This is a genomic window from Caballeronia temeraria (assembly GCF_001544795.2).
In the GTDB taxonomy this organism is placed as follows: domain Bacteria; phylum Pseudomonadota; class Gammaproteobacteria; order Burkholderiales; family Burkholderiaceae; genus Caballeronia; species Caballeronia temeraria.
This window is the reverse complement of record NZ_FCOI02000017.1, coordinates 123066-143785: the sequence shown is the minus strand read 5'-3', so window position 1 is coordinate 143785 and position 20720 is coordinate 123066. Positions and strand designations below refer to the sequence as shown.

Here is a 20720-nt window from a genome sequence, read left to right as displayed (position 1 = left end):
GTGCGACTTCGAATCTGTCTGACCTAAAGGCTATCATTACCGAATCAATCTGATTGCGGGCAGTTTTCGCGAATTACGTCGACACTTGGGATTCCTTATAGAGTCAGGCCATAAGCAAGCAGAAATGGGCCGACGCAGTGTTCGGCGCATGGTCCGCAGCATTGCTTTGGCGATCGTGACGGGCAGCGCAGCCCCGTGACACTGACTGCTGCCGGCTGTTCATTTGCTTGTTCGGCACGGAAGGCGCGCTGGAGCCAGACCCGTACCGGACCATTCGTGGCGTCCATTGCATCCATTTTATTCGTGGCACGAAAAGCAACTTGAATCGGCCGATTGCCCATGACGATGATCTGCCGTCTCCCGATGGAGCAAAGGCGTCCCGAAGATGTTGGTAATCACAAGTAGGTCGAAAGAGTTCAGAACCCCTTTTACTATGTCATTGACCATAACCGACCTTTCGCGGCGCACCACCGTCACGACTTATGTGTAATGGCGTGGTTTTCCCAGCTCAGACGGTTCCGTTCACTATTTGCCCGACGCGGAGTGCCAGCTCGCGGATGGGAAAAGGCTTGTTCAACAAATGGCTACCGGGATCGACATTGCCGCTTGGGAATGCCGTCTTCTCCGCGAACCCTGTTATGAATAGAACTTTCAGATCTGGACGCGCTAGCCGGGCGCGATCAGCGAGTTGCTTTCCGTTCATCCCTGGCATGCCAATGTCAGTCACAAGCATGTCGATCGCTAGGTTCGACCCCAGTAGGCTGAGCGCGGTTATGCCTTCAGCCGCTTCCAGGACGTTGTAGCCGGCTTCACGGAGGACTTCGGCCGATACGGTCCGCACCTCGGGCTCGTCGTCGACGACAAGAACGGTCTTTCGCTTCACTGCGGACGGGATCGACTCAGCCAGCGGCGCCTCTTCAACCTGCGGCTGCTCTGCGATCAGTCTTGGCAGGTAGATGCTGACAACTGTCCCGGCTCCAACCTCGGACTCAATTGTCGCCTTCCCGCCCGACTGCCGGGTGAAGCCGTATATCATCGAGAGCCCGAGGCCGGTCCCTTGTCCTAAAGGCTTGGTCGTGAAGAAAGGATCGAACGCCTTGGAGGCGACCTCGACCGTCATACCACAGCCAGTGTCTGCTACAGACAGTATGACGTAGTCGCCGGCCGGGAGATCGTGCAGCAAAGCCGCCCTGCCCACAAGCGTTGTATTCTCGGTTCGTATCCGCAGTGCGCCGCCATCAGGCATTGCGTCACGTGCGTTTATGCAGAGGTTCAAGACGGCGTTTTCGAGCTGAGGCGGATCACACATGGTCCAGTACACATCAGTACCAAGGTCAGCGTGAATCGAGACCGACGGCCCGATCGTTCGCTCGATCAAGCTGAGCATGCCTAAAACGAGGCGGTTGAGACTGACAGGTTTTGGATCCAGCGTCTGTCTTCGCGAGAACGCAAGCAGGCGGTGGGTCAGGGCAGCGGCCCGTTGCGTAGCTTCGTGAGCGCTGCGCATTTGACGTTCGATGTCGGCCGCGCGCCCTTGACGGATACGAAGCTGGACCAGTTCCATGTTTGAGTTGACGACCTGCAGCAAGTTGTTGAAATCATGCGCGAGACCGCCGGTCAGTTGCCCTATCGCCTCCATTTTTTGCGCTTGCCGCAGTGTTTCTTGCGCCGCCATCAGCTCTTCTGTGCGTTGTTCGACCCGGCGCTCCAACGTCTGAGCCGCGCCATTGAGCTCGTCAAGGTGGTGCTTGGTCTGAAGTTGTCGAGCCCGGGCTCGCAGTAGGCCGCGTGCAGCGCTCACGAGAGATTCGGCTGGCAGACGGCGAGCGAGCAGAGTCACGTTCCCCAGCGACTCGAAGAAACGCCAGCGCGCCCGCGGGCTCTCCGGCCCTCCCGAAACCGTGAGCAAGCAGATTGGCAAGTCGGACCATGCAGGTTGGTTGGAGAGGCACTTAGTGAAGGCCGCTGTGGCGCCACCCAACGCTTCTTCAGCGACGATCATCCCGCCGACGGCGACCCCCTCGTCACGGTGGAGTAGATGGCACGCTTCATCGAACGACGCGACAGCGCATCCTGCTATTCCGCGCTCGTGGAGTGTCTGCCGGATGACGTCGGCATCTCTGCCAGTAGGCGCGTAGATGAGTATGACGCCTGCCGTCGGTTCAACGGTTTCCATTGTCGCTCTCATCGTCTATCAGTGCTTCGTTTGCACCTGTATAAGTCGGGACCCCGGTGAATATTCCGTGCAACTCGCGCAGCGGCGCGCCGACTTCGATGCCTTTTGCGGACAACCGGAACTCATGGATCAGGGGATCGTGATTGCCCGTTCGACGCTTTACTACCGCGAGCGCGCGTCTTAGTCCCCCCATCGCCTCGAAGAACCTCAACAACAGCACGTTGTCGCTCAGGAAGCTAAGGTCAATCGGGTTTTGCACATCACCAACGACACCCTGTTGCGCGAGAATCAGTATGGTGACGACGCCGCGCCGGTTCAGATATGTCAGCAACTCGTGCAGGTGCACGATGAGCGAGCGTTCCTCCGGCATCGTGCTCAGATACGAATTAATACTGTCGATAACGACGATCCTGGCGTTACTATCTTCGACCTCGCGCCGCACCGCCCATACGAACTCGCCGGGTGACAGGCGGGACGGGTGCATCCGTCGCCACGAGAGGCGCCCCGTCTGCAGAGCGGGCTCAGGATCCAGGCCGATCCCCTTGCCTTGTCGGAGAAAGGTTTCGTATGCCTCGTCGAAAGAGAAATACGCCGCGTGCGCGCCATCCGCAACCGCCGCTAATGCGTAACAAAGCGCGGTCGAAGACTTGCCTGCGCCGGATGGTCCGATAATCATCGTTGTCGTACCGCGATCAAGTCCACCAAGGACCCCATCGAGGCCTGTTCGACTCCGCAACGGCTCGCCCGTGATATCGATTGAATGCTCCTCGGCGATCAAGCTGGGAAACACAAGCACCTCCCCAGTGGTGAGCGCAAAATCATGCCAGCCGCTCTGAAAATCAGTTCCGCGCATCTTGACGATCCGCATCCGGCGCCTGACCGCGCCGTAGTCACGCTCAAACGTAGAAAGCGACAGGACGCCGTGAACAAGGCTATGTAGATCGCCCTGGTCCCCAAAGCGCAGGTCGTCAAGCATTATTGTGGTCACTTTGCGCCCCTGTAGAAAGCGCTTGAGCGACGACAACTGGCGTCGATAGCCGAGCGCGTCTTGAGCGAGAAGTCTTAGCTCGGACACGCTGTCGATCACGATCCGATCCGGATTTGTCGCCTCGATTCGTTCAATGATGCGGTCTATCGTTTGGGTGAACTCCATCTCCGCGGGGTAGAGAATGGTCTGTTGACGGTGAGCTTCGGCTTCTTCCGGAACCAGTTCAAAAAAATCGATCCCCTCAACATTCCAGCCATGCGTACGCGCCGCGCTGACGAGTTCAGCAGTACTCTCGGAGAAGGTTACATATAAACAGCGCTGAGAATTGCGTACGCCGTCAATGAGGAACCTTAACGCAATGGTGGTTTTGCCGGTCCCGGGGGGTCCCTCAATGAGATGAATGCGATCCTTCGGCAGGCCGCCACGAAGAATGACGTCGAGCTCAGGAATGCCGGTAACGATAAGCGGCAGAGGCGTGGGATCAGACATTTTTACGACCTCGTCTTGGTTTATTGGTCATCGGCGCAAAGCCTCATTCATGCGCCAATAGCAAAGATTGCGCCGCGCCGTGCCGGCGCAAGGCACCCGCAAGTCGCAAATCGTCGCCAACGCCTGTGAACTTCCTTTGAGTCGTGGAGCAGGGGCGGAAGGGCTGCGCCTGTGTGCCTGGATCGGCGTGCTCGCGTCTGCGCGAGCCTGGCTTTGTGAGGTGTACTGCGATCGCGCCGGCCTCGATGCGCATCTGCGGACCATCGATCAAAAGATTCGCTTCGGCCCGGCCGGAACCGGTCAGCTCGCGAGATTGTCAACCAGATGATGGTCGCGGGTACGATGGCGACCGCCGATGAGCCTGTGCTAATGGCAGCGCAAGGAGACGTCGACCCAGCTCAGGTTCGAGCAGAGCTGCTCATCGGCTTCGCTGACTTGACGATCCCCCGCCAGCATCGCGCGCGGCACCGCTGATTGCGCACGGGTTGTGACTTATTAAGTAAAATTCAAGCAGTTCATCGTTCAGTCCATGTCGCTTTCGTCGGATAAGGCCGGCAAGTTCGTGCGTGGACGTACCTAGATCATGAGCAACAAGGAAAATCAGCTCGACGGCGACTCCCCTCTCGACTGGGAACGGATGTGGGTGCGGTCGACGCCGGACCTCGCTGTGTTCCTACTGATGCCGCACGGTCACGTGTCGACTTGGAATCCCGGTGGCACGGTGATTTACGGGTTCACCGAAGACGAAGTAATCGGCCGCCATTACAGTGTCTTTTTTCCGGAAGAAGCGCGTGAAAGCGGCGTATTCGAGCGCGAACTCCAGGAAGCGGCTGAACGCGGCAGCATTCAGACCGAGGGGTGGCGCCAGCGAAAGGACGGCTCAGTGTTCTGGGCGAGCGTTGTGACAACAGCGCTCGTTGGGTCCTATGGGGAGATATTGGGATTCGCAAAAGTGGTACGCGACGAAACCGAGAAACGACGTGCACACGACGCGGTGATAGAGAGCGAGCGACGCTTTCGAATGCTTGTTGAAGGCGTCACTGATTACTCGATTTTCATGCTTTCTCCAGAAGGTATCGTCACCAACTGGAACAGCGGCGCCCGAAGAATCAAGGGTTATACGGCCGAGGAAATTGTCGGTTGCCATTTCTCGCGTTTTTACACGCCTGAGGACGCGGCGACCCGCGCACCGCAGCGTGCACTGGACACCGCCGCCCGCGAGGGCCGGTTCGAAGCGGAAGGATGGCGCGTGCGTCGCGACGGGACACGTTTTTGGGCTCACGTAATCGTCGATGCAATTCGTGACGAGTCCGGCAAGTTGGTCGGCTTTGCGAAAATCACGCGGGATGTGACCGAAAAGCGGGAAGCCGATCAGCTCCTGGAACAGACGCAAGCCGCACTTTTTCAGTCGCAGAAGATGGAGGCGATCGGGCGGCTCACGGGCGGCGTCGCTCATGACTTCAACAACGTTTTACAAGTCTTGCGCGGCAATCTCGAGCTTCTGCAGATCCGCTGCGCGCGTGATGATTGGACCTTGGGCCGACTCTCGAACGCTATAAGCGCGGTCGAGCGCGGCGCAAAGCTTGCCTCACAGTTGCTGGCATTCGGCCGCCGACAAGCTCTTCGGCCCGCTTCCGTCAATCTCGCCGCGATGGTTCGGAGCATGGACGAGCTCCTGCGCCGCGCGCTCGGCGAGACCATTGAAGTTGAAACCAGCGTAGCCGTGGATCTCTGGAACGCTTTCGTGGACTCGCATCAGCTCGAGAACGTCGTGCTGAATCTGGCGATCAACGCGCGTGATGCGATGCCCGACGGCGGTCGGCTCACGCTGGAGCTGGCCAACTCGACGTTGGACGAACGCTATGTGCGTTCGCTTCCTGACGTGCAGGCCGGGCAGTACGTGGTGCTCAGCGTCACTGACACCGGTGCCGGTATGCCGCCCGACGTGTTGGAGCACGCGTTTGACCCCTTCTTCACGACCAAGTCCGAAGGCGAGGGCACCGGACTCGGTCTCAGTATGGCTTATGGCTTTGTCAAGCAAAGCGGAGGTCATATCCGGATTTACAGCGAAGTCGGGCACGGGACTACGGTGCGTGTCTATTTGCCAAGATCGTCGGCTGAGGCATTTACTCCGGCAGCACGGACGAATGCGCCCATGCTCGGAGGTTCCGAAACAGTGCTGGTCGTCGAGGACGATCTGAAAGTGCAAGAGACGGTCGTCGAGATGCTGATCGAACTTGGATATAACGTGCTGAAGGCTGACGACAGCGAACAAGCGCTCGTCATATTGGACAACGGCACGCACATCGACTTGCTATTTACCGACGTGGTGATGCCAGGTCCACTTAAGAGCCCAGAGATGGTTCGACGCGCGGTGCTGCGGCAGCCCCACTTGCGCGTTTTGTACACGTCAGGGTATACCCGAAATGCAATCGTCCACGGAGGTCGGCTCGACGCGGGTGTAGAACTTCTTAGCAAACCCTACAGCAGGGAAGATCTGGCGGTAAAAATTCGCCAACTTCTCGACACCCGAGGGGCGGCGAATGCTGAATCGTCGCGACCCTCGGCGGAGCCTACGCCGACGACATCAGCAAGGCGAGTGCTCGTGGTGGAGGACGACAAGTCTTCACGAGACGCGGTTCTCGAACTGCTGTGTATGCTGGACTATCATCCGACCGGCGTTGAAAACGCGAGCGACGCAATCGAGACAATGAACGCTGCCGCTTTCGATGTCTTGCTCACCGACGTGCGCCTGCCCGATATGTCCGGCGTCAATCTGGCGCGAATCGCGGTCGCCCGCCATCCGGCGATTCGCGTGCTCTTCGCCTCGGGTGAGATTCCCTTTGCGGAAGATGCCACAGACTTCCAATGGAAGGCGCTGCGCAAACCGTACTCACTGTTGGAACTCGAGGGAGCACTACGGGAGGCCGCGCGCGCGCAATAGCGTTGTTTTCGCCTCCAGATCACTTGAGCGAGTCTGATATTTGGCCGTCTGCGTACGACCTCCGCGGCCCTTGGTTTCCAGCGTCGCCTCTTGAATTTGCCCGCGAGTTTTACTACGTTATTTTTAGCTCAAGGCAGTGTGCCCGCCGCCCGATCGGTCGCACGCTGCGTGTTTCGATTTGTTTGCTGGCAGCACGGCAGGCGAACTGGAGCGCGCAAGCCCGTTCTCTTCCTTGCTGCGTCGAAGGAGAAGATGATGAGCCACGTCCATCTGCGCCCGGCCTGCATCGATGGCACCGAGTGTCGCTATCAAACTTCACCGCCGTGTTCTGCATGTCATTGCTCGCGCAACGCCACCGGGGCTCGTCTCGGGCGTTCCATCACGCCATCGATTCACCAGCCCCCGTCTGGCAGCCATGCGCGATAAGGCGACGCCGATCGTTGGCGCCAGCATGAATGCCCTGTGCCTACGCCACGGCGCCTGAAACCGAGCGATGGGCGGGTTGCGGGTGGTCTCTAAAATTCGCGCCGTCGGACGACATGGAGCAGTCGGAGTGCCGCATCTTCGCTCCGGCGAGCGGAGGCGGTTTTTCATTCAGTAGCGGATGAGAAAACTTCTGCGGTTTGCGCGTCGTGAATTTCCAATGAGCGACACCGCTGATTTGTGGAAAGACCGTATGACTTGCGGCGACGGGCGATACGTGGCGTGAAGTGTTTCGGTGCGGTGAGGGGTAATTGATAACGCAGATGGCGCCCGCACGACGCCATCAGTTGTCGCGTATCACGACGGTCATGGGCTGCCGGTGGGCGTGTCTGCGAAGCGCAGTCGGTCGCCAACCCGAAAAACACGTTGTCTGGGGTCAAGTGCCTGATCGGCCGCCGGTTCGAGGAAAAGGAGGTGCCGCGCCCCCTGGATTGCCGAGCTCATCTGTCCAAACGACGCGCTACTGAAGTGGCGGCACGACGCCTAGCTTTTCAGCCAGCATCCTCTCGTAGACACCGAAATGCAGATCGACCTCTTCTTGCGTCACCACCGTTACGAGGATATTGATCTGTGCGGGTTGCAGGCCGAGGATGGTCGCGATGGCCGCGTCGAGTTGAGGCGCGCATAGGCGGTCATCGGCGAACGTGGTGCCAACGGCGATTTCGTAAGTAGATTCCTTTCGGGCCACGACTTCGACCACGCGCGCACGCGCGCTCATGTTGTTGTCGATCGCAAGCCGAATAACCTCGACAGCGGTACGCATTGTTTCAGTTGGAAAGCCCTTCTTCGAGCGCAGCCGGATTCGGTGCCGGCCAAGGGTCAGCCAATCATATTCGAATTCCATCGTGTCCTCGCACGGGCCGTTAGAAACGTCGAGAAAATAGGGTGTACCCGCCTGATTTCAAGAGCAGAAAAGTCGAAGTACCCCCTTGAAATTTCCATGTGGGATCCTATCTTCTATTCGCTCAGGCAGTCGCCCAAGTAGTTCGGCGCGCTGCGTGTTTCGATTTGTTTGCCCGCGGCACGGCAGACGGGCTGGAGCGCGTAGGCCGGTTCGTCTTCCTGCTGGATCCAAGGAGGAAATGACCATGAGCGATCTCTATTCCGGGACCGACCTCTTCAGCGAGTTCGATCGCCTGCAACGGCAGATAGCCAGCATGTTCGGCGGTTTCCCTTCCAGCATCCGTTCGGGGCGCTTCGGTGCCTTCCCGCAAATCAACATCGGCTCGACCGACGACTCGATCGAGGTCGTTGCGTTTGCGCCCGGGGTCGAACCGAAGAGTCTCGACGTGTCAATCGACAAAGGTCTATTGAGTATCAGCGGAGAACGCGCGGCCGCGCAGCCACCGACAGCCGGTGACGAGATGCGTACCTACGCGCAGGAACGATTCGTGGGTTCTTTTCGGCGCGTCATCGAGTTGCCGGAGCATGCGGACCCTGACAAGGTCACCGCGCGATACACCAATGGCTGCCTGACGGTAAGCATTGGCAAGCGGGAGGCATCCAGGCCACGAGCTATTTCCGTTCAATGAAACGTCACCGTCGAAGGAGAACATCGTGAACGCGACAACAGAGCTTGCCAGTAAAGGCGAAAACGCGGTAGCCGGCAGAGACAAGGGGTCGTCGGAGCGGCGAATCACCCTAACGCCGCCGGTGGACATCTTTGAGAATAGCCAGGGCGTCGTCTTGTGGGCGGATTTGCCTGGCGTAACGAAGGACCGGCTCGACGTGAAGGTCCACGACGGAAATCTGTTCATCGAGGCAGAGGCCGTGGTGCCGACTCCGTCCGGGCTGCGGCTGCAGCACGCCGAGATCCGCCAGCCCCACTTCGCGCGAGCGTTCTCTCTCGGGTCCGACCTGGATGCATCGAAGATCGATGCCAATCTGAAGGACGGCGTGCTGCAACTGACGATACCGCGTCGGGACGAAGCCCGCCCCCGCCGGATTGAAGTGCGTACGGGAGCTGAGTAGGCAAGCGGGGAAAGCAGCAGGGGACCTCGAGGTGGCGGTTCAAGAGACCGCCACCCGGTCATTCGGTCGTTCTGCTGATGAAATCCGCAGGAGTAAACCATGAACACCGATCCAAAAAAATGGAACCCGTTCAAATTCCTCCGTGGGTCGACGCGCAAGTCCGATGCGGACAACGTGGAGCGCCCGCCCGGCAGCGAACAATGGCGCTCGGCGTGGCCTGACATGCCTCGATTCTTCTCGCGCGACCCATGGCGTGCAGTCGAAGGGTTTTTCCACGACCCCTTTGCCGGACGCGGGGCGCTGGAAAGATGGTTTGGTGACTTCAGTTCATCACGCTTCCAGCCGCGTATTGACGTCGTCGACGAAGGAAAGGTGCTGCGCGTGACCGCTGAGTTGCCCGGAATGGAACGCGAGGATGTGAGCGTAAGCGTCGAGGATGGCGCGCTCGTCTTGCGCGGCGAGAAGAAACAGGACGTTCGCAGCGAAGAGGACGGCTGCTACCGGCTGGAGCGAGCCTATGGGCGCTTTACGCGGACCATTCCGATGCCGGAGAACGCCGAGCCGGATCGCGCCCTGGCCAAGTTCGACCGCGGCATACTCACGTTGACCGTGCCGAAGTCGGAGTCGGCGCGTTCCGCGAGCCGCACGATCGATATTGGCTAGGATGACCGCATAGTGCGATGCCCGCAGCATGTCGATCGGCAAGTGGGGCCGTTAGCTTAGCTGGTAGAGCAGCGGATTTTTAATCCGTTGGTCACTGGTTCGAACGCAGTGGCCCATGAGATATCCCGACGTCAATGCTGCCGCCGCAGGTGTCGCACTTTCGGATCTCTTGGTAGTCAGCGGGACGACCGATCGGCTGAGTCGAGGGGAGACGATCAGCTCGTCGCGCAAACGCGCGCGTTATGGCGCGTACGGCCGGCGCTCGCAGTCCTTGACGCATAGTGGACAGCATCGTTGTGTGTGCCGGATTGGATGTCGCACCAGAATTCCTGATGGCAGGCGCCGAGAACGCGGGCGGCCTGATAGCGGTGGGCGTGACTCGCCATCCAGAACCGGCAACCATCGAAGAATACTTTCATGGCGGGTCGCGCGGCGCGCATCGTACCTGAGCGAATGGAAGCCAACGCGCCTTCCACGGCTGGGCTGTCGATCGCTTCTCGCACGAGGAATTCGTCGCTCACCGACAATTGCGAAAACTTGAGGTAGTCCAGGCCGAGCACGCCGGACGGGAGCCTGGGCGACGGCGCGCCTGGCGCTCGTGAATCTCTGGGCATATCAGTCAGACCAGGCGGACACCGGGCAAAGCACCATGTTGTAGAACATGCCCAATTCCAAGGGCTCCTTGCATCTCCACGGTTATCGCGCAGCGTTGGCCCCGTCGTCCGTGGGGCGAATCGATCTCGTTTGCCGCGTCTTCATGCGTCTCGTGACCGCCGAAAAGCCGAGCCGGCGCAGGGCGGTGTTCGCTTGTGCCATAAAGGCTTCGGGCCAAGTGCCGCAGAGAAACTCGAAAGCGGGTCGAGCCTCTTCTAGCAGCGAGGAGAGCGCATCATTGCATGCAGTTCCCGATGGGATGGAATTCATCGAGTCGCCGAAGAGAACTTGCTGGACAAGGGCGACGCCGCCGCGCTCCGCCACAAAAGAAATCACGGGGTAAAAGCACGGATCTTCGACGATGGCTTGGCCGTACGTCTCGGCCAAGGCAATCAAAATCGCCATGTCCATGCGGGACGGCGCTGCGGGAATATGGATGTGACTTGACGAACAACCGCGTTGCATCGTGGTTTGACGCATAAGCGTCACGATATTCTCAAGTTTGGAGACAATACGCGCGACGGCGCCATCGGGCATCGCCTCGCTAGCGCGAGCGCCCGAGCTCGCGTGGTTCGTCGAGTCGTTCGGCTTGTAGGTCCCTTTCATCATGTCATGCTCCAGGGCGTCATTGACTAGTCATGAGATGTCGAATGATCAAGGCCGGGTCGGCGATGTCGAGGATCAGACGACGGAGAATGCGCCTTCGCATGTGCTCCTCGTCAAGTACCCAAGGCGCACCTTTTTCGCTCAGATAGCGAGCCAGGGCGTCTTCGCGATTCGCGTCATCGGGTAGATCGAGCCGGAGCGCCAGGAGCGCCGCAATGACATCGTCGAGTTCGACTTCGAGCGGCGTGGAATCAATACGAAGTTCGAGTTTCATGTCAGCTCGCTAGCTTCATGCCTTCCTGAACGATCGCTTGGGCGAGAGCGGTAGCGGTTGTGGTGCCATCGCCGGCCCCGTCCGCCGTCTTCGAAGCGACCTGTTTAACGATCTGCGCGTCCATCTTCTCGAACCGGTTCTTAACCTCGATCGTCCTTGACGATTGACGCCCCATCCTTCGTAATGACCGGCGCGCCGAAGCCGCGTTCGGTCAGTACATTTCGCCCTTTGGGCCCAAGGGTAACCTTCACGGAATCGGCCAGAACACTGACGCCCTTGACGATGCGAGCACGGGCGGTGTCGTGGAATTTGACCTCTTTTGCGCTCATTTTATTGCTCCGGAGTTTGTCGTTGACCAGCGGGTCGCGATTTACCGATGCATTGACTGGTCGCACTACCGGCGTCACCCGTCGAGTGTCGGGGATCCGATTTAAGTTCACGCGGCCATGCGCGCTGAACCGGCGTCCGTCTCGAGAACGCCCCTGACGTCCTTCTCGCCCATGACGCGTAACTCCTCGCCATCGACCTTGGCGGTCTGGCCTCCGTATTTGCCGAATAGAACCAGGTCACCGACCTGTAGCTGGAGCAGGCGCAGCAGCCGGCCGCTGCCGACTGCGACGACTTCGCCGTGTTCTGGTTTTTCTGCTGCTGAATCGGAAATTACGATGCCCGAAGCCGTCGTCCGTTGTGTTTCGATTCGCTTGACGATAACCCCGTCGTAGAGGGGACGAATCTGCATCTCCATCTCCTGAGCGATTAAAGGATCACCAATAAAGGAATCCGCTGCACGAGTGCGATACGCTAAATTCCACGGTGCAGCCGAGCCAAGCCTGGCGAAAAGCGAAATAAGGGTAGGCGTTTTTTGATTCAAGGGGTGGCGAACGCTCCTGTTGTAACTGTTTGTAACAGCGCAGCAGCAGAATGCGATGTACTCGGCCGAACCGATAAGCCGTGCGCCCCCGGTGTTCTCGCCGGCGAGATATAGCCGCTGCAGGGCACGGGGGCCGGCGCGCCATCAGCCCACATGTGTCGTGGTCAAGTGTCGTCGTCATGGTTCCGTCCGCAGATGTAGATTGCGGACGCAAGCAAGCGTGACGTCTCACTCCGTTGCGCTTCGTGCCGAGAAATTCGCGCTTACGACAACAGCAGACCTGCTGCACGACGCCGCCAATATCGCGCAGCGCTCGTTGACTGCTGACCCTGAACTCAATTTGGCGTCAAGCGCACACGCTTCCTTGTCTCATGCTACGACGTACTGCCGCAGATACCCGGCGGTGCGGCTTTCCTTCGCACGCACGATTTCACCTGGCGTGCCACTCGCTACGATCTTGCCGCCGGCATCGCCCGCGCCCGGACCGACGTCGACGACCCAGTCGCTTTGCGCGGCGACCCGCATATCGTGCTCGACCACCACAACGGTATTGCCGGCATCGACGAGTCCCTGGAGTTGCACCATCAGCCGGTCGACGTCGGCGGGATGCAGGCCGGTGGTCGGTTCGTCGAGGATGTACAGCGTGTCGCCGCGTTGTGCGCGTTGCAGTTCCGTGGCGAGCTTGATGCGCTGGGTTTCGCCGCCGGACAATTCGGTGGCCGGCTGACCGAGCCGGAGATAGCCAAGGCCGATGTCGCGCAGCACTTTCAACGCGCGCATCACGCGGGCTTCGTCGCCGAAGAAATCGCAGGCGGCGTCGACAGTCAGGCCGAGCACTTCGGCGATGTTCTTATCGCGCCAAGTGACTTCCAGCGTCTGCGGGTTGTAGCGCGTGCCGTGACAGGTCGAGCAGGGCGCATAGACGCTCGGCAGGAACATTAACTCGACGCTGACGAAGCCTTCGCCTTCGCACGTCGGGCAACGGCCTTGCGCCACGTTGAACGAGAAGCGGCCCGTGCTGTAGCGGCGCTTACGGGCGAGCGGCGCGTCGGCGAACAGCTTGCGCACGTGATCGAATAAGCCCGTGTAGGTGGCGAGGTTGGAACGCGGCGTGCGCCCGATCGGTTTTTGATCGACGCGCACGAGCCGCCGCAGCGCGTCCATGCCTTCGGAGATGTGGCCGCCGGTCGGCGCGCTCGCGGCGGCGAGCAACGGGTCCTGCTCGTCGTCGTCCGGGTTTTCAAAGACGCGTCCGAGTTGGCTGGCGACCAGTTCCGGCAGCGCCTGGCTCACGAGGCTCGATTTGCCCGAGCCTGACACGCCTGTGACGGCAGTCAGACAGCCAAGCGGAAACGCGGCGTCCAGCCCATAGAGATTGTTTCGCGTGATGCCGGTGAGCTGCAGCCAGCCCGCCGGTTCGCGCGTCGTGCGTGCGACGGGCGCGGGCGGCGCGAACAGATGCCGGCGCGTAAGCGAAGCCTCCACTTCGGCGAGTCCGGCGGGCGGCCCGCTATAAACCACATGGCCGCCTGCTTCGCCGGCTGCCGGACCGACATCGACGAGCCAGTCGGCGCGTCGCATCATCTGCAAATCGTGCTCGACCACGAACAGCGAATTGCCGGCGACCTTCAGGCTCTGCAACGCGCTGAAAAGCGCTTCGCCATCCGCGGGATGCAGGCCGGCCGATGGCTCGTCGAGCACATACACAACGCCGAACAACTGCGATGACAGCTGCGTGGCGAGCCGCAAGCGCTGAAGTTCGCCGGAAGACAGCGTGGGCGTGCTGCGCTCCAGTGCGAGATAACCGAGACCCAGATCGACCAGAGTCGTCAGGCGTTCGAGCAACTCGGATGCAATGCGTTGCGCGGCGACGCGTTTTTCTCCGGACAGGTTGGGTGTGCGCCGGACATCGGGCGCAGCTTTATGCGCTGATCCGCCAGCGGCGACCCGTTGATCGACGGCATCGCGCATGGCGTCCTTGCTGAGCACACTGCCTTTGCCTGCGTCTTTGCCCAGATGTGCGACATCCGGTTCGGGCCACTCGCCACGTGCGATCGGTTCGAGCAGCCCCGCAAGTGTGGCTAGCGGCAACTGAGCAAACTCGCCTATATCGAGCCCGGCGAATTTGACCGACAGCGCTTCCTTCTTGAGCCGCTTTCCGTGACAAGTTGGACAGACGCTGCCGATCATGAATTGCGAGACGCGCTTTTTCATCAGCGCGCTTTGCGTGTTCGCGAACGTGTGAAGCACATAGCGGCGCGCACCCGTGAATGTCCCTTGATAGCTCGGTTCGTCCTTGCGCTTGAGCGCGGCGCGGGTTTCTTTGGGCGTGAGGCCGGCGTACACGGGCGCGGTCGGCTGTTCGTCGGTGAAGAGAATCCAGTCGCGGTCTTTCTTCGGCAAATCGCGCCACGGTTTATCGACGTCGTAACCGAGCGTCACAAGAATGTCGCGCAGATTTTGTCCGTGCCAAGCGGGCGGCCATGCGGCGATTGCGCGCTCGCGTATCGTCAGCGAGTCGTCCGGCACCATGGATTTTTCCGTGACCTCGTACACGCGGCCGAGTCCGTGGCAAGTCGGACAGGCGCCTTGCACCGTGTTCGGCGAGAAATCCTCGGCGAACAACATCGGTTGCTTTGGCGGATAGTCGCCGGTGCGCGAATAGAGCATGCGCACGAGACTCGACAGCGTGGTCACGCTGCCAACCGACGAGCGCGCGCTCGGCGTGCCGCGCTGCTGCTGCAACGCCACCGCGGGCGGCAGGCCTTCGATCGAGTCCACTTTGGGCACGCCGACCTGCTGGATCAGGCGCCGGGCATAGGGCGCGACCGATTCGAGATAGCGCCGCTGCGCTTCGGCGTACAACGTGCCGAATGCCAGCGACGACTTTCCCGATCCCGACACGCCGGTGAAGACGACCAGCGCATCACGCGGAATCTGCACGTCGATGTTTTTCAGATTGTGTTCGCGAGCGCCGCGCACGCGCATGAAGCCGGTGAAAGCGGGTGCGTTGGATGGCGGCGGCGTCGAGCTAGCTTTCTTGCGGATGGCGTCCATATCGATGAGCAGCGGATAAGCATGGCCCGGCGCATCGGGCGAACACTAATGAAGGCGCACGGAGCATTTTCTATACATGTTTGTGATATTAGTTGGCGCAGTTAAGACGGCTATCGCGTGAATCTGAAAGCAGTCGGCGAGGCTCTTGTGGCTCCACTGTTGTTGACGACGAGGGCCGGGCTGGCCACCGTGCCCGGCGCTGTAGGGCTCGCTCACCGCTTTGATCGGGCCTGAATCGCCAGCATGACAGCGGCACATTTGCCCAGACAGTCCAGGCTGTAAAGGGCCATCCCTAAAGGTTCATATGTGATGTGCGAGACCAGCATGAGGATGCTCGCAACGACTCCCGCACTTAAGAGAACGTAGAATCGGAGCAGAGTGCTGCTGATAAAAACCTCTGCGCCGCATGTGAGGATGGCCCACACTGCGGTCGCAGCAACGAGGGCCACTACTTCGTTCAGGCTTTCACGGCGAAGCAGTTCGACCGCGAGTTCGAATAGCGAGAATGCGATCGTGAGCACCAGTGTCACATCGAACAGGGCCGCATAGTCGGGCACCTCGTCGACGGAAGACTGAAGGGGCACGCAATGCAATTCTTCCGAGAGATTCCTGTCCATAAAAATCGCCTTGTGCTTGACCCGCGACCGATCAGAGTAGAACTGTCAGATCGCTCCCTCCACACAGACAGTTTCCAGCACTGCAGCCAGAATCATTGCTTCGGCGTTTCGTGGGGTATGTTGAACCCGTCTGGGTCGATATACGGCGTCGCCTCTCGCAATGGTCTGGCCGCTCAGGGAGCAGACCCCGGCCTTCTTCGCGTTGCAGCGCCGCCATAGCTGTGCGCCGTAGAAGCAGGAGGTCGAGTCGCTCCACGCAACAGTCGCCGAAGTGGAACCATCACGTTCGAGGAGGCGGATAATACAATTTCCAAAGTAGGTATCACCGCGCAGCGGACGGACATGACTTGTAACAATGGGCACACGCATTTCGCCTTCGCCCGGTAGGAGGGCCATTGTTGATTGCGTCGTTCTGCGTTCTCCAGAGTGAGCTTGCATGATGCGGTTCCTCGATTCTCATTACACAGACACGGAGATCAGTCAGCTGACACGGATAGCAACAGAACGCCCCAAGACGTAATCAAACGAGCTCCGTTCGCGTCCCGTCAGGCAGCGACGCCGCGTGCGAAAACCAGACAACGTTACCGCGCCATCCTTGGTCGCTACCCCGATATCTGATGGAGCGATGTTCGGATCCCACTTCGGTTCGTCCTCTACATCTCGTTCGATATCGTCAACGGTCCTCATCGCTGTTCCTCGTCGGTTATGTATGGACCAACGCGCGCGCAGGCTACGCCCTTCATTGCACGGATTCGTCCGCGTTAGGGCCACGGTAGGGCGCGCGTGGCAGACTTTCTTCCCAGCGCCAATCCAGTTTTTGCGCAATGCTGCTATACGCTCACACCGGAAGTCGCGCTGCAGAAGCAGAGTTGCGACAAATCCTTGCAAGAATGAGGAAGAAGTGAAACCGGCAAGAGCCTACTCTTGATGTCATCGTCATCCTCATCGTCATCGCGTCAACGGCCTCTTCAATATCCGAAGGTACACGCCGGGCGGGGTATGCACGGTTGGCTGACATCACCGCTGCCTTTCGGCGAGGAGTATGAATTCAACGGTCTTGCCGGGGAAAGGTCTCAGCTTGGTTGCTGACAAAAAGGAGCAAGTCGGAAAGTGGCGATCTCCGCCTCCAATAGCGTGATTGCATGTACACAACGCCGCTGCAACAGCGAAATTCCGCTGGTTCCCTTATGGAGCGCAACATGACAAAGGAAGTCGCACCGACCCCGGAAGTCAAAAGGCGAGGCCAGGAAGCGCCGATGACCCTGGACGAACAACTGGACGAAGCGCTCGGAGAGACCTTCCCTGCAAGCGATCCGATTGCTGTTCACCCTGAGCCCGAAGAGGAACCTCCGAAGAGCTAGACTCGGCCGTCGCCGGTACTGGAAATCCACAGGGCGAGCCCACAGACGCACGAAGATAACCTGACCCAGCACGTCTTTTTTATTCTTCGCCTGAAGAACGTCAAGGCACGCGGTAAGCGTTCGAGAAGCGGATTTGAAGCCGTGATCAGGTCGCACGGCTACACGCGGGCTAACGCATCTCCAATAGGCACGTCTCCTCCGACAAAGCCTATTACCTTGTTCACCAGTCGCGCCTTGAGCGCAACGAGAACGACCTCGGCCACATCTTCGCGCGCCACCGGGTCGCGCGCAGAGTCGACATCCGAAACGATCTGGATGGTTCCAACTCCCGGCTCCATTGTCAGCGTGCCGGGGCGCAGGACAAGGTATTCGAGCCCGCTGGCAATCACGTGTTCGTCCGATTCGCGTTTCATTTGCGCATAGTGTCGCAGTGCTTGCTGCGAGCGTTCCGGCGCGTACGCGAGCAATGCACTGATAACGACAAAACGACCCACGCTGTTTTGCTTTGCGTGTTCGACAGACTTGATGATCGCGTCGCGGTCGATCAGGCGTTCCTGCTCCGAGCCTTCGGTTTCTGCCGAGCCGGCGGCATAAATGACAGTATCTACGCCGTTGAATACATGCGAGAAATCTCCAGACAGGTCGGCAATGAGCGGTCGGACGCCCAACTGCTCGAACGCATCGCTCTTTGCCGCGTTGCGTATCAACGGGCAGAACGGGATGGCGGAGGCATGCAATTTTTCGGCTATTAGCCGACCCGTTCTTCCGCTTGCGCCAATCAACAGAATGCTCATGACTTTTCTCCTGGAACGATGTGCTGCGCCGTTGCGTGCTTTCACAGTCCAGTATCAGAAAGCGAAAGTCTTTTGCGTCCATCAGGCCGGGGCAAGTCGCAACGGCGGGCCCAACCGCTATTCCCCGTCACACAGAGTTTCTCTGCGACTGTGAGCGCAGTCTTCCATGCAGTGTCAAACATCGAACTGCTTCCGATGCTGGAGAAGGCGCTCCAGCGTCACAAGCCCGTGGCGGGGTGACGATACGAAGGTCAAGGCCAGTCACCGGGCTACCAAGCGCCAACCCGCCGATATTCGGTTTCAAGACCCTTCCGGCGTGCTCGCAATTTGCTGGCGATATCGAAGCACACGATTGCGAAAGGGCATATGCAAGACAGCGGTAGCGACCGAAATCGCGCCAAGCAGTTCAATGCTTCGTTAATCTAAGCATTCATCAGCATGACGGTCGAGTTTTCTCTCTCACCTATCGCGGCAAAAGACGGGACTTTTGCCATCGCCCTGCACGGCCGGTCCTCGTCCTATCGCCGGTCGTCGCCGCGTGCATCACGACTGTCCAGCATGCTCGTTTCTTTGGCCAGCGCCGCACTCGTCGGGTTTCAGCACTCCTCGTATGGAACAATTGACTAATGTCTTCGCGCGAGCCACGCCGTGCGGCGCACGCATCCATCGACAGTACAGTGTGCCGGCCTTCATTTCTTCCCGGCGCGTGCGCAGTTATTTCGAAATGCTGCTCACTCGCGACCGCACGCGAGGCGTCGGCTGGACAGCGTCGTGAGCAGCATCGTGCAGTGCTCGCGGTAAGACTACCCCTCTCACGAGTCAGATTCAGATTCAGAATAACTCGCGATGAAGCAGGATTTCGAAACGTTTCGAGAGAAACTTGAAAGAAGCGCCGGCCCCCTCGCCGTAGACTTAACACCATCGCGAAGGGCTGTAGGCCAGAGCATGTTTACTCCGAATTCCATTCCCTATCAGCAACAACCTGGCTTTCAGCGCACCTTTCGTCAAGGCCGCCTGAGCCTAGGCTTGTTCTTTCCCCTCGAAGCCTTCACCGGCGATATGCCGAATATGTTCGACCAGGTGAGCCTGGCCCAACGTGTGGAAAAGCTGGGTTTCTCTACCCTCTGGTTTCGCGACGTGCCGTTACGCGATCCCAGCTTCGGTGATTCAGGCCAAGTCTTCGATGTCTGGGTCTACCTGGGTTTCATGGCGGCACACACTCGCTCGATTGCGCTGGGTACCGCGTCGGTGATCCTGCCGATCCGCAACCCCCTACACACCGCCAAGGCCGCAACCAGTGTCGATCAGCTCAGTGGTGGCCGCCTGCTGCTCGGCGTGGCTTCCGGTGACCGCCCAGTCGAGTTTCCAGCATTCGGTGTCGACCCGGAGCAACGTGGCAGCCTGTTCCGCGAATATCTCGCGGTATTCCGCCAGGTTCAGCTCACCAGTTTCGTGCCTTTGACCTGGTCCGGCGGTAAGCTTGAGGGAGCCGACCTCATTCCAAAGCCGACCGCGGCGGAAATTCCTTATTTTGTCACCGGCCATAGCCGCCAGACGCTCGAGTGGATTGCCCGTTCCAGTCATGGCTGGATAACCTATCCGCGTGCACCGCAGGCTCAGCAGATGATGGTCGAGCGCTGGCGCACGACGGTTCGTGCCGAATGTGGTGATGTGTTCAAACCCTTCACGCAGTCGTTATACGTCGACCTGACGGATAACCCGCAGACACCGCCGCGGCCGATCCACCTGGGGTATCAGCTAGGACGAAATCACCTGATCGCACTGTTGCACGCCTTGCAGGATGAGGTCGGCGTGAACCACGTGATCATCAATCTGAAGTATGGCCAACGCCCCGCAGGTGAGGTCATCGAGGAGCTCGGCGAGTTCGTACTACCCGACTTCGTCATGTCAACATGACGACCCTCGAGACAGATGGCATCTGACAATGTCCGTAAGGAAGTTGCTGCGCGAGCCATACCCCGCCATCGGATGTGAACGCGGAGACATTTGTCGATGGCCTTGACCATTCAACCGCCCAGGACGATCTCTTTGCCGGTTAGCTCGACCGTCCCCGTCTACCTACCGAGTTGAACGAGTCACTGACGAATCTGTCTGCTCGCGCCTGTTATGCGCAGGCTTTGGCCGTCTGTCGACGGCCAGGCGGTCCAATCTCTGCGACGGTAACAAGTCGCGCACCGGAAGCCGACGTGGCTAAGACGGCAGCTTCGCCGCGAGTACATCGATGTTCATAATTTCTGGCGAGCTAGCAAAGAGATCCGGGGCCCTCGCCATCAGCGCTTCGGCTACTTTGCCCGACAGGTGCGCCTGGCGTCCGCCGTCGTCGGGGAACGCGTCGAAGATGCCGTACACCGATGGCGCGATTTTCAGCCCGAACCACGCGATCGTCGCGGGCTCCTGCTCGACTAGCGGCAATCCGCCCATCAGGAAGCTTTCGACTTCCTGCTCCTTGCCCGGCTTCGCTTCGAGCCGGACGAACAGCGCTGTCTTGACCATGTCTGCCTCATTCTGTGTTGATGCCGCTTACGGATATCGAGGAATCCCTCTCGATCTCTTCACGCACGCATGGCGTGCGCTTGCCAGCTTACTCTTTTGAGCACACGAAGTGCCGTTAGTGTCTCCTTAGGTCGACTGCGGCAATCCGAAGAGCGTGCGGCCGCTGCTCACTGTTCGCGGCTACAGGTTCGGCAACCGGCCAGCCTCAGCCGTTTTTGACCAAGCACTCTGTAATGAGCGCGTAGATGAAGTGGACCG

General features: G+C 59.6%; 18 protein-coding genes, 1 tRNA gene and 2 pseudogenes. 8 read left to right on the top strand and 13 right to left on the bottom strand.

Translation table 11 applies throughout. The annotated features are described in order from the left end of the window. Positions 1-508 precede the first annotated feature (508 nt). Positions 509-2176, bottom strand: coding sequence for an ATP-binding protein (locus AWB76_RS23560; RefSeq protein ID WP_061162542.1), 1668 nt, complete (start codon positions 2174-2176; stop codon positions 509-511). After that, positions 2163-3653, bottom strand: coding sequence for an ATPase domain-containing protein (locus tag AWB76_RS23555; RefSeq protein WP_061162541.1), 1491 nt, complete (start codon positions 3651-3653; stop codon positions 2163-2165). Before AWB76_RS23555 ends, AWB76_RS23560 begins: the two co-directional genes overlap by 14 nt. A 583-nt stretch (positions 3654-4236) precedes the next feature. On the opposite strand from AWB76_RS23555, the gene AWB76_RS23550 reads away from it, so the two are divergent. Both AWB76_RS23550 and AWB76_RS42255 read left to right on the top strand, forming a co-directional pair. Further along, positions 4237-6597, top strand: a complete 2361-nt coding sequence (locus AWB76_RS23550; RefSeq protein ID WP_061162540.1) for a PAS domain S-box protein — start codon at positions 4237-4239, stop codon at positions 6595-6597. Positions 6598-7330: 733 nt separating this feature from the next. Further along, positions 7331-7509, top strand: a pseudogene (locus tag AWB76_RS42255) (Hsp70 family protein); the annotation flags it as partial. A 31-nt stretch (positions 7510-7540) separates the two neighbouring features. On the opposite strand, the gene AWB76_RS23545 reads toward AWB76_RS42255, so the two are convergent. Continuing rightward, complete coding sequence (locus AWB76_RS23545; protein WP_061162539.1) at positions 7541-7924, bottom strand: hypothetical protein; 384 nt, start codon at positions 7922-7924, stop codon at positions 7541-7543. Between the two features lie 244 nt (positions 7925-8168). Between AWB76_RS23545 and AWB76_RS23540 the strand changes: the two genes are divergently transcribed. The 4 genes from AWB76_RS23540 to AWB76_RS23525 all read left to right on the top strand — a co-directional run bounded on the left by AWB76_RS23540 (position 8169) and on the right by AWB76_RS23525 (position 9830). Continuing rightward, positions 8169-8612, top strand: coding sequence for an Hsp20/alpha crystallin family protein (locus AWB76_RS23540; RefSeq protein WP_061162571.1), 444 nt, complete (start codon positions 8169-8171; stop codon positions 8610-8612). Positions 8613-8637: 25 nt separating this feature from the next. Next, positions 8638-9051 carry an Hsp20/alpha crystallin family protein gene (locus AWB76_RS23535; RefSeq protein ID WP_061162538.1) on the top strand — a complete coding sequence of 138 codons (414 nt, stop codon included), beginning with the start codon at positions 8638-8640 and terminating at the stop codon, positions 9049-9051. Between the two features lie 99 nt (positions 9052-9150). Further along, a complete protein-coding gene (locus AWB76_RS23530; protein WP_061162537.1) occupies positions 9151-9714 on the top strand; it encodes an Hsp20/alpha crystallin family protein in 564 nt (187 codons plus the stop codon). A 45-nt stretch (positions 9715-9759) separates the two neighbouring features. Further along, a tRNA-Lys gene (locus AWB76_RS23525) sits at positions 9760-9830 on the top strand. A gap of 99 nt (positions 9831-9929) precedes the next feature. Here AWB76_RS23525 and AWB76_RS23520 read toward each other — a convergent pair. The 8 genes and pseudogenes from AWB76_RS23520 to AWB76_RS43075 all read right to left on the bottom strand — a co-directional run bounded on the left by AWB76_RS23520 (position 9930) and on the right by AWB76_RS43075 (position 16162). Further along, positions 9930-10274 carry a hypothetical protein gene (locus AWB76_RS23520; protein ID WP_061162536.1) on the bottom strand — a complete coding sequence of 115 codons (345 nt, stop codon included), beginning with the start codon at positions 10272-10274 and terminating at the stop codon, positions 9930-9932. Positions 10275-10410: 136 nt separating this feature from the next. After that, positions 10411-10977, bottom strand: a complete 567-nt coding sequence (locus AWB76_RS23515; RefSeq protein WP_061162535.1) for a hypothetical protein — start codon at positions 10975-10977, stop codon at positions 10411-10413. Between the two features lie 16 nt (positions 10978-10993). Then, positions 10994-11248: a hypothetical protein gene (locus tag AWB76_RS23510; RefSeq protein ID WP_061162534.1), complete on the bottom strand. Its 255-nt coding sequence runs from the start codon at positions 11246-11248 to the stop codon at positions 10994-10996. 13 nt (positions 11249-11261) lie between these two features. Then, positions 11262-11577, bottom strand: a pseudogene (locus AWB76_RS39310) (TCP-1/cpn60 chaperonin family protein); the annotation flags it as partial. A 107-nt stretch (positions 11578-11684) separates the two neighbouring features. Further along, a complete protein-coding gene (locus tag AWB76_RS23505) occupies positions 11685-11987 on the bottom strand; it encodes a co-chaperone GroES (RefSeq protein WP_061162570.1) in 303 nt (100 codons plus the stop codon). Positions 11988-12488: 501 nt separating this feature from the next. After that, positions 12489-15176, bottom strand: a complete 2688-nt coding sequence (locus tag AWB76_RS23500; RefSeq protein WP_061162533.1) for an excinuclease ABC subunit UvrA — start codon at positions 15174-15176, stop codon at positions 12489-12491. Between the two features lie 212 nt (positions 15177-15388). Next, on the bottom strand, positions 15389-15793 hold the full coding sequence (locus tag AWB76_RS23495; protein ID WP_061162532.1) for a hypothetical protein: 405 nt from the start codon (positions 15791-15793) through the stop codon (positions 15389-15391). 45 nt (positions 15794-15838) lie between these two features. After that, on the bottom strand, positions 15839-16162 hold the full coding sequence (locus AWB76_RS43075) for a DUF3331 domain-containing protein (protein ID WP_374729946.1): 324 nt from the start codon (positions 16160-16162) through the stop codon (positions 15839-15841). Positions 16163-16992: 830 nt separating this feature from the next. Between AWB76_RS43075 and AWB76_RS41670 the strand changes: the two genes are divergently transcribed. Continuing rightward, positions 16993-17154 carry a hypothetical protein gene (locus AWB76_RS41670; protein ID WP_167357779.1) on the top strand — a complete coding sequence of 54 codons (162 nt, stop codon included), beginning with the start codon at positions 16993-16995 and terminating at the stop codon, positions 17152-17154. 158 nt (positions 17155-17312) lie between these two features. Here the strand turns inward: AWB76_RS41670 and AWB76_RS23490 are convergent, their stop codons facing one another. Beyond that, a complete protein-coding gene (locus AWB76_RS23490; protein ID WP_061162531.1) occupies positions 17313-17948 on the bottom strand; it encodes an SDR family oxidoreductase in 636 nt (211 codons plus the stop codon). A gap of 846 nt (positions 17949-18794) precedes the next feature. On the opposite strand from AWB76_RS23490, the gene AWB76_RS23485 reads away from it, so the two are divergent. Continuing rightward, entirely contained in the window at positions 18795-19865 is a 1071-nt protein-coding gene (locus AWB76_RS23485) for an LLM class oxidoreductase (protein WP_244173428.1), read from the top strand. A gap of 294 nt (positions 19866-20159) precedes the next feature. Here the strand turns inward: AWB76_RS23485 and AWB76_RS23480 are convergent, their stop codons facing one another. Beyond that, on the bottom strand, positions 20160-20462 hold the full coding sequence (locus AWB76_RS23480) for a putative quinol monooxygenase (protein ID WP_061162529.1): 303 nt from the start codon (positions 20460-20462) through the stop codon (positions 20160-20162). Between the last annotated feature and the right edge of the window lie 258 nt (positions 20463-20720).

Coding starts and splice junctions, on each gene's coding strand:
- AWB76_RS23485 (WP_244173428.1), top strand. CDS start 18,795: ATGAAGCAGGATTTCGAAACGTTTCGAGAGAAACTTGAAAGAAGCGCC.
- AWB76_RS23490 (WP_061162531.1), bottom strand. CDS start 17,948: ATGAGCATTCTGTTGATTGGCGCAAGCGGAAGAACGGGTCGGCTAATA.
- AWB76_RS23545 (WP_061162539.1), bottom strand. CDS start 7,924: ATGGAATTCGAATATGATTGGCTGACCCTTGGCCGGCACCGAATCCGG.
- AWB76_RS23530 (WP_061162537.1), top strand. CDS start 9,151: ATGAACACCGATCCAAAAAAATGGAACCCGTTCAAATTCCTCCGTGGG.
- AWB76_RS23505 (WP_061162570.1), bottom strand. CDS start 11,987: ATGCAGATTCGTCCCCTCTACGACGGGGTTATCGTCAAGCGAATCGAA.
- AWB76_RS23480 (WP_061162529.1), bottom strand. CDS start 20,462: ATGGTCAAGACAGCGCTGTTCGTCCGGCTCGAAGCGAAGCCGGGCAAG.
- AWB76_RS43075 (WP_374729946.1), bottom strand. CDS start 16,162: ATGCGTGTGCCCATTGTTACAAGTCATGTCCGTCCGCTGCGCGGTGAT.
- AWB76_RS23540 (WP_061162571.1), top strand. CDS start 8,169: ATGAGCGATCTCTATTCCGGGACCGACCTCTTCAGCGAGTTCGATCGC.
- AWB76_RS23555 (WP_061162541.1), bottom strand. CDS start 3,653: ATGTCTGATCCCACGCCTCTGCCGCTTATCGTTACCGGCATTCCTGAG.
- AWB76_RS41670 (WP_167357779.1), top strand. CDS start 16,993: ATGACAAAGGAAGTCGCACCGACCCCGGAAGTCAAAAGGCGAGGCCAG.
- AWB76_RS23510 (WP_061162534.1), bottom strand. CDS start 11,248: ATGAAACTCGAACTTCGTATTGATTCCACGCCGCTCGAAGTCGAACTC.
- AWB76_RS23495 (WP_061162532.1), bottom strand. CDS start 15,793: ATGGACAGGAATCTCTCGGAAGAATTGCATTGCGTGCCCCTTCAGTCT.
- AWB76_RS23500 (WP_061162533.1), bottom strand. CDS start 15,176: ATGGACGCCATCCGCAAGAAAGCTAGCTCGACGCCGCCGCCATCCAAC.
- AWB76_RS23515 (WP_061162535.1), bottom strand. CDS start 10,977: ATGATGAAAGGGACCTACAAGCCGAACGACTCGACGAACCACGCGAGC.
- AWB76_RS23560 (WP_061162542.1), bottom strand. CDS start 2,176: ATGGAAACCGTTGAACCGACGGCAGGCGTCATACTCATCTACGCGCCT.
- AWB76_RS23550 (WP_061162540.1), top strand. CDS start 4,237: ATGAGCAACAAGGAAAATCAGCTCGACGGCGACTCCCCTCTCGACTGG.